We start from the raw sequence: 11,135 nt of genomic DNA, 5'->3' as shown, positions 1-11,135 counted from the left end.
CCGCACCCGGGTGGGTGCGGGGCCGGCCGTCGCGCCGCGGACCGGGTCAGGCCCGGCGGCGGCGCCACCAGACGATCGCCGCGCCGCCCGCGAGCAGTGCGGCGGCGGCGCCGGCCAGGGGCAGGACGTCGGTGCCGGTGCTGGCGAGGCTTCCGCCGCTGCCGCTGCCGCTGCCGCTGCTGCCGCCGGCCGGGGCCGGTGAGGGGCTGGCGCCGTCGTCACCCGCGGGGGTGGCGGCCGGAGTGCTCGGCGCGGTGGTGGGGGTGGGCGTGGGCGTACCGGTCGGTGTGCCCGTGGAGGTCGGCGTCGGCGTCGGCGTCGGGGTCGCGGTGGGGGTCGGGGTGTCCGTCGGGGTCGGGGTCGGCGTGGGACCGGTGTCGGCGGGTCCGCCGCCGCCGAGGAGCAGCAGGTCGTCGGTGTCCGCCTTGTCGGTCATGGCCTTCACCGAGGTCTGCGCGGAGCGCGGCAGGTCCTTGTGCTTGGCCGTGAACTCGGTCGCGCCGATGTCCTGCTTGGGCGACTGGGAGAAGTCCACGCCGCCCACGACGCAGATCCTCCCGTCGTTCCCGCACGGGAAGCTGTAGTCGCCCTGCGTGAAGGACTTCACGTACTCCTCCCAGGTCTGGCGCGGCGTCCAGCCCTTGTTCGCGCCGCGCAGCGGCCACCCGGAGACGTCGTTGCTGTTGATCACCGACCGGTAGTCGGTGGCCTCCTGCTGGTCCTGCTGCCGCACGTACTCGGCGGCGACCCGGGCGCTGTAGACGCGGCGCAGGTCGGCGTACGCCGGGGCGGTGTTGACCTTGTGCTCGATGTCCGGGACGACGATCTCGCGGACCAGCCGCTCGAAGGTGTGGGTCTGGGCCTCGGTGAGCGAGCAGTCGCCGTTCGGGTTGTGGGCGGTGGTGACGGCCGCCTCGGAGTTCACCTTCAGCGGCGCGTCGAGGATGTACACGCCGTTCTCGTCGGCGCGGATCCTGGCGGGCAGCGGCACGATCCAGTTCCGCTCGATCGGCCCGCAGTCCAGGCCCTCGGCCTGCATGGCCTCCCAGAGCTTCTTGCCGGTGCCCTGGCGCGGGTCGACGTCCCTGGCCCAGTCGTGCTTCATCTCCAGGTCCGCCTGGAGCAGCACCCGCCCGGCGTCGGTCCTGCCGAAGGCCGGGTCCATGATCCGGTCGGGCTGGTCGGGCATCAGGTTCACCCAGAACTTGTCCGGGGTGAGCGCGAGCCAGGTGAAGAAGGAGTCCGAGATGAGCTGGGCCTTCTCCTGGCCGCCCCAGCCGACGTTCTCCTCGTCCTCGTCGGCTTTCTTGGCGGCGAACGCGTAGTTGAGCGCCTGGCCCTTGACCGGCTTGCCGACGTAGGAGAGCTGCAGGGTGGAGAAGTCCACCCCGCCGGGACCGCGCACCCGCAGGCCGGTCGGGTCCTCGGCGCGGATGCGCGCCATCCGCTCCGCCATGTCCTTCGGGGTGGGCATCGAGCCCTCGATGTTCCGGGCGGCGCCGCCGGAGGGCTGCTTGGCGCCCGTGTTCATGTACGGGTCGGGCTTGGAGGTGTTCGGGTCGAACTTGGAGACGGGCACCCCGGTCGACCGGTGCTCGTAGCTGCGCACGCGCGGGTTGGCCGGGTCCGATCCCACCTCGCTGTTGACCTTGGCGAGGTACTTCGTGGTGGCGCTCTTCTTCTCCTCGCCGAAGACGTACGTGAGGCGTGCGTCCTTGCGCTGGGGGTCCTGGAGGAAGGTCCGGTTGGCGAGGTCCTGGGTGGTGTCCCGGCCGCCGCCGGCCTTGAACTCCAGGAAGTCGTTGGTCCTGTAGTTGACCGCGTCGAACTTGCGGACCAGCGGCTTGTTCGTCTTCGGGTCGATGACCGGCTTGCCGTCCTTGTCCAGGATGGGGATCTCCTCCTGGCAGAGCCAGTCGGGGCCGACCAGTCCGAGGTCCTTGACCACCTTCTCCTCGTAGAAGGCGCCGCGCCGGTTGTTGTTGTTCGGCAGGATGTAGGCGTCGGAGAGCCACTTCTCGAAGGTGCCGTACTTGGTGTTCTGCGGGTCGCGGGTCAGGTAGTTCTTGTACCGCGCGTAGACGCGTTCCTTGGTGTTCTCGGGGTACTTCTCGTAGTCCGAGTCGAACTGCGCGAGGAACTCCTCCTGTTGGGCCGGGTCGGACGGGAGGGTGAGCCCGTCGAAGGCCTGGCGCGGGGCGTCGAAGTCGTACGTGTCCCAGGACGACTTGTCCCGGACGCTGTCGGACGCCTTGTTCCAGGGGAAGGACGTCCCCTGCGGGGCGCCCTTCGCGCTCTGGTAGATCTCGTCGCAGCGCTTGCCCTTGGCCGCGTACGCGGTGCCCTGGAGACCGGGCAGGCCGGTGACGGCCAGGACGGCGGTGCAGGCGAGTGCGAGGCCGCCGCGCGCCCAGATGCGCGCGCGGCGGGGTATCAGGTCTGTCACGTGGCTACTCCCCCAAGGAGCCCGCAGATGAAGACAGTTGGCCGGGCGGCGTCGGGACGGGCCCCGATTGACGTGTGCGCCGCCAGAGTTCGAACAGTAGACGGCCGACGGTGTTCGCGTCTCGTCGATTCCACGTCGTGTCGAACGTCAACGCACCTTGCACACAAGTCGGTTACGGCGCCACGGGGCGCTCGGCGCATAGGCTGCCGGCATGGATCCGATCGACACCCCCGAGTGGGCCGACAACCCCCGGCTGTCCGGGTGGCTCGCCGAGCAGCGCCGGGCGTTCCCGGCGTGGGCGGCCGAGCACGGCGGTGACTGGGACTTCGCGCCCGCCTCGCTCGACCGGCTGGAGGACTTGATCCGCAGCCGGTTCGACACCTGGGAGGAGGTCCGGGACGCCCGCGGGACTCCGCTGCTGGAGGTCGCCGCGTGGTACCTGGGCGAGACGCTGGTCCGCCGCTGCGGGGTGATGTGGCGCTGCATGCCCGTCCTGCCGCAGCCGCACCCGCCGGCCGGCGGCTACCCGCTGGTGACGTACGCCCGGGACGGCCTGACGGAGTACGAACAGGAGGTGCTCGAGGACCTGGAGGAGCGGCTGGAGATGTCCGTTCCGCTGCTCGATCCGGCCGATGCCATCCGGTCGCTGTTCGCCGTGCCGGGCTACCGGCTGGGGGGCACCGTCGACCGGTTCGACCGGTTCCAGGAGTGGCGCCGGAGCCTGCCGGGCGACGTCGGCTGATCCCGCCCGCGCGGGCCCCCACGGCCGGAATCCCCGGCGGAGCGCTCCAGTAGAGTGCGGCCGGACGACGGGAGGTGGCGCGGTGCGGATCGTGGTGGACGATCTCTCGGGGCCGGAGATCGCGGAGTTCCTGGCCGAGCACGTGCGGGAGATGCGGTCGATCACGCCGCCGGAGAGCACGCACGCGCTGGACCTCGACGGGCTGCGGCGCCCGGAGGTGACCTTCTGGTCGGTGCTGGACGGGCCGGAGCTGGTCGGCTGCGGTGCGCTCAAGCAGCTGGGCGGCGGGCACGCTGAGCTCAAGTCGATGCGCACCAGCGCCCGGCGCAAGCGCAGCGGCGTCGCCTCGCTGCTGCTGGCCCACATCATCGCGCAGGCCCGGGCGCGGGGGTGCACCCGGCTGAGCCTGGAGACCTGGTCGGCCGAGTTCTTCCGGCCGGCGCGGGAGTTGTACCGGAAGTTCGGGTTCGAGGAGTGCGGGCCCTTCGGGGAGTACCGGCCGGACCCGCACAGCACGTTCATGACCCGGCGGCTCGAGGGGGCCGGGTAGCGGTCCGGCCGTCCGGCTCCGACGTCCGACGTCCGCGCCCGGCGGGTGGCCGGGGCAGCCGGGGTGGCCGGGCAGCCGGGGCGGCCCGGGTGGGCGGCTAGCAGAGGGCCGCGAAGCCCGTGCAGAGCAGGCGGATGCTCCGCGCGAACTTCTCGTCCTGGCTCAGGCGGGGGATCAAGTCGCCCATGACCAGGGGGAAGCGCTCGCTCAGGTCGGCGAACAGCTCGGCGGTGACGGCCGGCGGGGTGGTCGGCTGGTTCTGCTCCTGGAGCACGAAGCCGGTGACGTGGCTGAGCAGCGTGTCGGCGGCGGTGCCGCAGTGTTCGGCGGGCAGGCCGGCGTCGAGCAGGGTGCGCAGCAGGCGCTCCATCAGGGAGAGGGCGCCTGTGCTGAGCACGCCGGGGCTCTCGGCGAGGAGCTGGGCGCCGCCGGGGTGCTGCTTGATCTCCGCGCGCAGGGTGGTGGTCTGGGCTTCGACGCGGTCCTGCCAGGTGGCGGTGGGCGGGAGCGCGGAGAGGGCTTCGGTGCCCGCGTCGTAGGCGCGCCGGCAGACCCGGTCGGCCATCAGGGCGAGCAGTTCCTCCTTGCCGCGCACGTGGTAGTAGAGGCTGCCGGCGTGGGCGTCGAGTCGGTCGGCGACCTGGCGCATCGACAGGTTGTGGTAGCCGACCTCCGCGAAGACGGCCATGCCCGCATCGACGATGCGCTCCTTGGTGAGCTTCATGAGATCCACCGCTTCATGGGATCCACCGTACCTCGTTTTCCAACACCGTTCGAAAACTGTGCTAGCTTTGCGCCGTCGAGTTTCGAACAGCGTTGGGAACGCTGGAACCGGGGGAGTGACGGGCATGGGGGCGATCGTCTTTAACGTGACCACGGCTGCGCTGATGGTCATGATGGTCAACTGCGGGCTCGGGGTGGTCGGCCGGGACAGCCTGCGCGGGCGGCCGATCCCCTGGGCGGCGGTCGCCCTGACCGCCACGGCCGTCGGCGGCGTCCTGCTCCAGCTCGCCTGGTCCGGGGCCATGGACGCGCTGGACGCGGACCCCGCCAGGTCCGGCTGGTGGCGCGAGTTCACCTCGGTGTTCATGCAGAACGGCGGGCTCTTCGGCGGCCTCTGGAACATCGTCACCCTGGCCGCGGTCGCCGCACTCGCCCAGTGGTACTGGGGAGGCCCGCTCACCCTCGGCTTCTTCCTCGCCGGCATCCTGCTGCCCGGCCGGATCGACACCCTGCTCGGCCTCGGCGACGGCCCGAGCACCGACCCCCGCAACTTCGCCGGCAGCTCCGGCGCGACCTACTTCCTCGGCGCCACCCTCGCGCTGGCCCTCCTCACCCGCACCCGCCTGCCCAAGGAGATCGCCCTGGCGGCCGGAGTCCCGGTGCTGGGCCTGGCGATGTGGCTCGCCCAGGACAACGGCCACGGCCTGGTGTCGGTCTACGGGTTCGCCCTCGGCGCGGCCGTCCACGCGGTCCGCCGCTCGGTGGCGCGGCGGTAGCCCGGGCCCGGAGCGCGGCTCGGAACTTCCGTCCGCGCTGGACGGGACGTATTCGCGGTGACTGTCACATTCGTCCGCCGGGATCCGTCGGTGCGGTAGTGAACCACCGACGACAGTACGAAGGGACGGCAGCGCGATGCTGACGAACATCATGTACGTGACGGTCTACGTGACCGACCAGGAGCGCGCCCTGAAGTTCTACGCCGACCAGCTCGGCCTGGAGAAGCGCATCGACCACCCGGGCCCGGACGGCCGCTTCCTCACCATGGCCGTCCCCGGCAGTCCGCTGGAGATCATCCTCTGGCCGCACGCCCCGGCAGCCGGGCAGCCGGCCGGGAGCCAGGAGGGCGGGACGCCCGGTCCGGTCTTCATCGAGTCGGACGACCTGCGGGCCGACTTCGAGGTGCTGCGCGAGCGGGGCGTGACCTTCGAGCAGCCGGAACCGGAGGACTACGGCTTCGGCGTCCGCATCGAGGCCGTCGACCCGGACGGCAACCGGATCTCCCTGCGTCAGCGCGCCGCCTGGCAGGCCCGCGACAAGGGCTGAGCGGCAGATGCCCCGGGACGGGTGGCCCGAAAGCGAAGAGGGGGGTTAACACCCGTACGGCACGGGTGCTTTCCCCGTTCTTCGCGGCCGCCCGTCCGACCAGACTCGGGGCATGCCCACACAGCCCCTGACGATGACCAAGGCTCCCGAAGCCGCCGAGGCCGCCGAGGCCGCCGCTCCCCGGCCGGACGGCGGCGGCAGCGACTTCGCCCGGTTGAGCCGCCGGATAGCCGCCGAAGGGCTGCTCGACCGCCGCCCCGGCTACTACGCCGTCCGGGTGGGCCTGGTGCTCGCCGCGTTCCTCGGCGGCTGGTGCGCGCTGTTCGCGCTGGGCGACACCTGGTGGCAGCTCGGCCTGGCGGCGGCGATGTCCGTCGTGTTCGCCCAGATCGGTCTGCTCGCCCACGACCTGGCGCACCGCCAGGTGTTCAACCGGCGGCTGCCGAGCGAGATCGGCGGGCGGATCGCCGCCAACCTGCTGATGGGCATGAGCTACGGCTGGTGGATGAACAAGCACACCCGCCACCACGCCAACCCCAACCACGAGGAGCGGGATCCGGACGTCGCCCCCGACCTCGTCGTCTGGTCGCAGCGGCAGGCCCGGCAGGCGAGCGGGCTCGCCCGGTTCATCGGGCGCCGGCAGGCGTACCTGTTCTTCCCGCTGCTCCTGCTGGAGGGCCTCAACCTCAGCTTCAACAGCTTCCGCGCACTGCGCAGCCCGGTGATCAAGCGGCCGCTGCTGGAGGGCGCCCTGCTGGTCGTCCACTTCGCGGCCTACTTCGGGCTCGTCTTCGCCGCGCTGCCGGTCGGCAAGGCGGTGGCGTTCCTCGCGGTGCACCAGGCGCTGCTGGGCGTCTACCTGGGCTGCGTCTTCGCCCCGAACCACAAGGGCATGCTGATGGTGACCCCGGAGATGCGGCTGGACTTCCTGCGCCGCCAGGTGCTCACCTCGCGCAACGTGCGGGGCGGCCCGGTCGTCGATTCGCTGATGGGCGGCCTCAACTACCAGGTGGAGCACCACCTGTTCCCCAACATGCCGACCCCCGCACTGGGGCGGGCCGCGCGGATCACCCGGGCCTTCTGCGCGGAGAAGGGCATTCCGTACTACGAGACGGGTCTGCTCCGCTCGTACCGGGAGATCCTGGGCCACCTGCACCGGACGGGGGAGCCGATCCGCTCGGGTGAGTGAGGGGCGGAGGAGCCCGGAGTGGGAAGTCGGCGTGGCCGACTTCCCACTCCGGCGTCTGTCCGCGCCCTTAGGCGGGGAAGGGCACCGGGTGGGCCGGGGCGTCCAGCGACACCGTCTGGCCGGCGGGTGTGACGGTGAGGCCGAAGCGGTCGAAGCCCGGTCGGCCTTGCGAATCCCACCAGTGGAAGGCGGCTTCCACCTCGTCCCAGAGGCGGCGCGGGCCGGACTGGACGACTTCGTAAGCGGTGCGGTCGGGCTCCCAGTCGACGGTGGCCCAGGAGGTGACGGCCGTGTCGTGCAGCCACAGGGTGTAGCTGCCGTCGTCGTAGCGCTCGACGAGGGGGAAGACCCCCGGCACCTGGACTCCGACGGCGAACATGGCCGACCAGTCGGCGATGCTCTCGGGGGAGAGGGAGGTCGCTGTTGTCTCCCCGTCCGCCGGCCACGGTCCGGACAGGTACTCCAGGCTGCTGGGCCGGGCCGTACGCTGCTGGCGCAGCCGCATGAAAGCGCACGACCTGACGAACGGTCCGCTCGCCGTGCCGTCCTCGGCGACGGTCAGCCGGACGACGGCCTCCCCGCCGTACTCGGGGCCCCAGGGAGCGACGATCACTCCGCCGGGCCGCGATTGGGAGACCCAGGCGTGCGGGACGCGGCCGACCGAACAGGTGGCGATCACCCGGTCGTAGGGAGCACCGCCGGGGTGCCCGGCGGCTCCGTCGCCGACCACGGGCGTGGGGTGGAACCGGGCCCGGGCGAGGCGCAGACGAGCGTCGGCGGCGTTGTCCCCGTCGACCTCGACCGTGACGACGTTGCGGGAGCCCAGCCGGTGGCAGAGCAGGGCGGCGTTCCAGCCCGTGCCGGTGCCGATCTCCAGCACCCGGTCGCCTGGCTCCGGGGCCAGGGCGGCGAGCATCGAGAACACCATGGTGGGCATGGAGTTGGAGGACGTGGGGGTGGTGCCCCGGTGGTCTCCGGTGTGGTCGCCGTCGTCCCACTGGGTGGTGAGCGGGACGTCGGAGTAGACGGCGCGCCACCAGTCGCCGGGGTCGGCGTGCCGGTTCACGGCGTCGCCCTGACGCACGCCGTCGCCCTGGCCGGGCCAGACGAGCGCAGGGACGAACCAGTGGCGGGGGACGGCGTGGTAGGTGGGCAGCCAGTCCGGGGTGAGGGACCCGTTCGCGATGAGCACGGAGGCCAGCCGGGCCCGACCGGCCTCCGCTTCGTGCCGCTCGGTCACGCGTCAGCGCCCCGTCGCCGGACCGCTGCCGTCCGAGGAGTTGCCACCCTCGTCACTGCCGCCCCCGCCGTGCTTGTTGCCGCGGCTGCTGTCGTCCTGCTGGCCACCCCCGGTGCCGGAACCGGACCCGCCACCGTGCTTGCCGTCGCTGAACACGGGCATGTTCTCCTCCCTTTCGCGGCGGCACCGATGCCGCCGTCGAGCAGAACGGTAGGACGGCGGTGGCCGCAAGTCGGCGTGAGATTCTCGAATATTCGGGCTTCCGGGAGACGAGGTTCGCGAGGATTCTTCAGACAGCTCCGAGACTCCTGCGGCACCGCGCGATGACCTTGTGCGCATCCGATCCGTAAACGGCCGAGTCGGCCAGCATCTCCCACACGCGCAGGTAGAGCGCCACGTTCTCCGGTTGGTCGAGCCAGAGCTCGGCGTGCCAGTCCTCGACGATGACGAGTCGCTCGTCATGGATCCAGAAGCCGTTGGCCGCAGGAAGCTTGATCGAGGCCTCGAACGGCACGATGCCCAGGGAAACGGTGTCCAGCCCGATCACACCGCTCAGTCGGTCGAGCTGCGCCGCCATGACTGCCGCCGGGCAGACGAGGGCACGAAGGGCGGCTTCCCACATGATGATGTGGTACTTCCTACCAGGCCGATAGAGGCTCTCCTGGCGCTGGATGCGAGCCCGTACTGCATCCTCGACATCGCGGGGTGACTGATGAAGGTCGACGTAGGCGTTGAAGATGTGCCGGGCGTAGTCAGCCGTCTGGAGTATGCCGACAATCATGGCGCCCTCCCACGCGCGCATGGTCGACGAACGGTTGTGCTCGGCGGTCAGTGCGTCCTGCACAGGCTTGTGCCCGGCGGCCAACTGCCGTCGCCAGGAACGGTGTCCTGACTCGAAAGCCCGGAGCCTCGCGGACAACTCGACCGCTGCTTCTGGTTTTCCGACGCCGTCGGCCCAGGCATTGAGATCAACGTGACTGGCAGTCTGCCGACCGGTTTCCAGTTTGCTCACCTTGGACTGCGTCCAGCCCAAGCGCTCGGCCAGCTGCCGACCTGTGAGGCCGCCCTCGGCTCGCAGCTCACGGAGCCGCCGGCCGAGGGCGATTCTGGCTTGCTGGAAGTCGGTACTCACATGTCGGACGGTACCTGAGCCTCGAACTCACGATGCGGTGTGGCGTGGTGCCAGGCAGCGTCCCGCTCCTGGCAGGCGCGAGCCACTCGCACCGGATCGGTGATCAGCTCGACCTGGATCAAGTCATCTTCGGTATCGAAGTGCAGCAGAGCGATGACGCGCGAGTCGAACAGCCAGGCGTCTTCTTGCGGGAGACCCAGCCGGTCGGCGTCCGCGCGCCACAGGTAGCGGATGTCCTCACCGACCAGGCCGTTCCGCTTGGCGTTGTCGAGCAGGTAACGCTGGCCGATGGTGGGCGGGTTGTCCATGATCCGAACCCGCTCGAACCGCTTGCCCAGGGCGGACTGCTCGCGCCGCGAGCGGCACCAGGGGTGGTCCAGGTCCCATTCGGGATCCAGCCCGGCGACGAATCGGCGGTAGGTCTTGCTCTGTTCGTCGGAGCGGTACTGGCGACGGGTCTCCAAGCGAAATGCGGTGTGCTCGAAGCTCGTGAACATGTCTTCGAATTCCTCGAAGCTGATCAGCACGGGCTCTCGGTCCAGGTCACGCGGAGCGAAGTCGGCGAGCAACACCCGAGGCACGATGACCGCCCCCTCGCCGGGCTTGACGTTACGGAGCTGGGCGAGGTCGTCGGGATCGGTCGCGACCTCCCCCTGCACGAGGACTTCCCCGGTTTCCGCGTCTTCGTAAAGGGTCGGGCACCCGTTGTGCCCCGAGTTGCTTCCGATGTACCGCAGTCGTCGGCTCACAGCCGCTCCCCTCGCAGTCGGTCAGGCGGAATCAGGATGCCGCGGAAGTACTGACCAGGAAGCGGTGATTCTCGAATATTCGCGCGGGGGAACCGAAGGTGCCGTAGCGAACCGCGTAACGGCCGACTTTGACGAAGGTTGCTCGGTTTGCGGGTTGGGCCGGAGCAGGAAGTCGGGCGGGCCGACTTCCTGCTCCGTGGGCGGGGAGTCCTAGCGGACGTCGGCGATGGCGACGGTGGTGGAGTGGCCGTCGGCCTCGGTGAGGAGGGTGCCGCCCGGGGCCCACAGGGCGGCGCCTCCGCAGCCGGTCCAGGAGCCGGCCGGGCCGACGTGGTTGGCGAGGACGACGTGCATGTCCGTGCCCTTGGCGATGCCCGGGTAGAGGGTCGCGCGTTCGTGGATGCCGTCGCCGGTGCCGTAGAGGGAGCTGGCGAGGTGGACGTCGCAGCCGTCGGTGGCGCCGCGGGAGACCAGGTCGGGGATGTGGTTGTCGAAGCAGGTGGCGAGGGCGAACCGGAGGCCGCCGAATGCGAAGCGCCCGTCGCTGTCACCTGCGGTGAAGACGCTCTGCTCGGTCTCGTAGAGGTGCTGCTTCAGGTAGGTGGTGATCAGTTCGCCGTCGGTGCCGTAGACGAACGTGCCGATGCCGGGTCGCGGCGACTCGGTGCGGACGGCGCAGTTGATCACGGTGGCGATGCCGGTGGAGCGGAGGGTGTCCAGGCGGGCGTCGTCCGGGGTGACCCAGAGCGCGGGATCGTCGGACAGGGCGTCCAGCTCATAGCCGGTGAGGACGAGTTCGGGGAAGACGATCAGCTCGGCGCCCTGCGCGCGTGCCTGTTCGGCCAGGGCGACCAGTTGCCGCACGTTGGCGGGAATGTCGGCGGGGGTGCAGGTCAGCTGGGCGGCGGCGATCTTCATGGGGACGAGCATGGCACGGGGTGGGAGTGGGGAGTCGGGGCGGCCGACGTACCACAACGGGGGGGGGGGGGGGGGGGGTGAGGGGGGGGGGTGGAATTAGCCGGGCGTTTATGCGCGGAGGTG

General features: G+C 70.8%; 12 protein-coding genes. 5 read left to right on the top strand and 7 right to left on the bottom strand.

What is annotated here, in order from left to right:
* Window positions 1–46: 46 nt before the first annotated feature.
* Window positions 47–2,446 carry an LPXTG cell wall anchor domain-containing protein gene (locus ABT247_RS26910; RefSeq protein ID WP_350747081.1) on the bottom strand — a complete coding sequence of 800 codons (2,400 nt, stop codon included), beginning with the start codon at window positions 2,444–2,446 and terminating at the stop codon, window positions 47–49.
* A gap of 211 nt (window positions 2,447–2,657) precedes the next feature.
* On the opposite strand from ABT247_RS26910, the gene ABT247_RS26905 reads away from it, so the two are divergent.
* Together ABT247_RS26905 and ABT247_RS26900 are read left to right on the top strand one after the other, a co-directional pair.
* Window positions 2,658–3,188, top strand: coding sequence for a hypothetical protein (locus ABT247_RS26905; protein ID WP_350747079.1), 531 nt, complete (start codon window positions 2,658–2,660; stop codon window positions 3,186–3,188).
* An 82-nt stretch (window positions 3,189–3,270) separates the two neighbouring features.
* On the top strand, window positions 3,271–3,738 hold the full coding sequence (locus ABT247_RS26900) for a GNAT family N-acetyltransferase (protein ID WP_350747076.1): 468 nt from the start codon (window positions 3,271–3,273) through the stop codon (window positions 3,736–3,738).
* A gap of 97 nt (window positions 3,739–3,835) precedes the next feature.
* Here the strand turns inward: ABT247_RS26900 and ABT247_RS26895 are convergent, their stop codons facing one another.
* A complete protein-coding gene (locus ABT247_RS26895) occupies window positions 3,836–4,462 on the bottom strand; it encodes a TetR/AcrR family transcriptional regulator (RefSeq protein WP_350747087.1) in 627 nt (208 codons plus the stop codon).
* A 145-nt stretch (window positions 4,463–4,607) separates the two neighbouring features.
* Between ABT247_RS26895 and ABT247_RS26890 the strand changes: the two genes are divergently transcribed.
* The 3 genes from ABT247_RS26890 to ABT247_RS26880 all read left to right on the top strand — a co-directional run bounded on the left by ABT247_RS26890 (window position 4,608) and on the right by ABT247_RS26880 (window position 6,973).
* Window positions 4,608–5,237 carry a hypothetical protein gene (locus ABT247_RS26890; RefSeq protein WP_350747073.1) on the top strand — a complete coding sequence of 210 codons (630 nt, stop codon included), beginning with the start codon at window positions 4,608–4,610 and terminating at the stop codon, window positions 5,235–5,237.
* 136 nt (window positions 5,238–5,373) lie between these two features.
* Complete coding sequence (locus ABT247_RS26885) at window positions 5,374–5,784, top strand: VOC family protein (protein ID WP_350747070.1); 411 nt, start codon at window positions 5,374–5,376, stop codon at window positions 5,782–5,784.
* A 133-nt stretch (window positions 5,785–5,917) separates the two neighbouring features.
* Window positions 5,918–6,973, top strand: a complete 1,056-nt coding sequence (locus tag ABT247_RS26880; RefSeq protein ID WP_350747084.1) for a fatty acid desaturase family protein — start codon at window positions 5,918–5,920, stop codon at window positions 6,971–6,973.
* Between the two features lie 67 nt (window positions 6,974–7,040).
* Here ABT247_RS26880 and ABT247_RS26875 read toward each other — a convergent pair whose 3' ends face one another.
* The 5 genes from ABT247_RS26875 to ABT247_RS26855 all read right to left on the bottom strand — a co-directional run bounded on the left by ABT247_RS26875 (window position 7,041) and on the right by ABT247_RS26855 (window position 11,012).
* Entirely contained in the window at window positions 7,041–8,213 is a 1,173-nt protein-coding gene (locus ABT247_RS26875) for a methyltransferase domain-containing protein (protein ID WP_350747067.1), read from the bottom strand.
* Window positions 8,214–8,216: 3 nt separating this feature from the next.
* Window positions 8,217–8,375, bottom strand: coding sequence for a hypothetical protein (locus tag ABT247_RS26870; protein WP_350747064.1), 159 nt, complete (start codon window positions 8,373–8,375; stop codon window positions 8,217–8,219).
* A gap of 127 nt (window positions 8,376–8,502) precedes the next feature.
* Window positions 8,503–9,345, bottom strand: coding sequence for a helix-turn-helix domain-containing protein (locus tag ABT247_RS26865; protein WP_350747061.1), 843 nt, complete (start codon window positions 9,343–9,345; stop codon window positions 8,503–8,505).
* A complete protein-coding gene (locus ABT247_RS26860) occupies window positions 9,342–10,094 on the bottom strand; it encodes a DUF6879 family protein (RefSeq protein WP_350747058.1) in 753 nt (250 codons plus the stop codon). Before ABT247_RS26860 ends, ABT247_RS26865 begins: the two co-directional genes overlap by 4 nt.
* Before the next feature lie 210 nt (window positions 10,095–10,304).
* On the bottom strand, window positions 10,305–11,012 hold the full coding sequence (locus ABT247_RS26855; protein ID WP_350747055.1) for a carbon-nitrogen hydrolase family protein: 708 nt from the start codon (window positions 11,010–11,012) through the stop codon (window positions 10,305–10,307).
* Window positions 11,013–11,135 lie beyond the last annotated feature (123 nt).

The organism is Kitasatospora sp. NPDC001539 (assembly GCF_040298565.1).
Classification (GTDB): Bacteria; Actinomycetota; Actinomycetes; order Streptomycetales; family Streptomycetaceae; genus Kitasatospora.
Note: the sequence above shows the minus strand (reverse complement) of the source record. Positions and strands in the feature narration are given on the sequence as shown.

What these genes read in the sequence shown, in the direction of transcription:
- ABT247_RS26885 (WP_350747070.1), top strand. Translation starts at nt 5,374, where the DNA reads ATGCTGACGAACATCATGTACGTGACGGTCTACGTGACCGACCAGGAG.
- ABT247_RS26855 (WP_350747055.1), bottom strand. Translation starts at nt 11,012, where the DNA reads ATGAAGATCGCCGCCGCCCAGCTGACCTGCACCCCCGCCGACATTCCC.
- ABT247_RS26895 (WP_350747087.1), bottom strand. Translation starts at nt 4,462, where the DNA reads ATGAAGCTCACCAAGGAGCGCATCGTCGATGCGGGCATGGCCGTCTTC.
- ABT247_RS26880 (WP_350747084.1), top strand. Translation starts at nt 5,918, where the DNA reads ATGACCAAGGCTCCCGAAGCCGCCGAGGCCGCCGAGGCCGCCGCTCCC.
- ABT247_RS26905 (WP_350747079.1), top strand. Translation starts at nt 2,658, where the DNA reads ATGGATCCGATCGACACCCCCGAGTGGGCCGACAACCCCCGGCTGTCC.
- ABT247_RS26870 (WP_350747064.1), bottom strand. Translation starts at nt 8,375, where the DNA reads ATGCCCGTGTTCAGCGACGGCAAGCACGGTGGCGGGTCCGGTTCCGGC.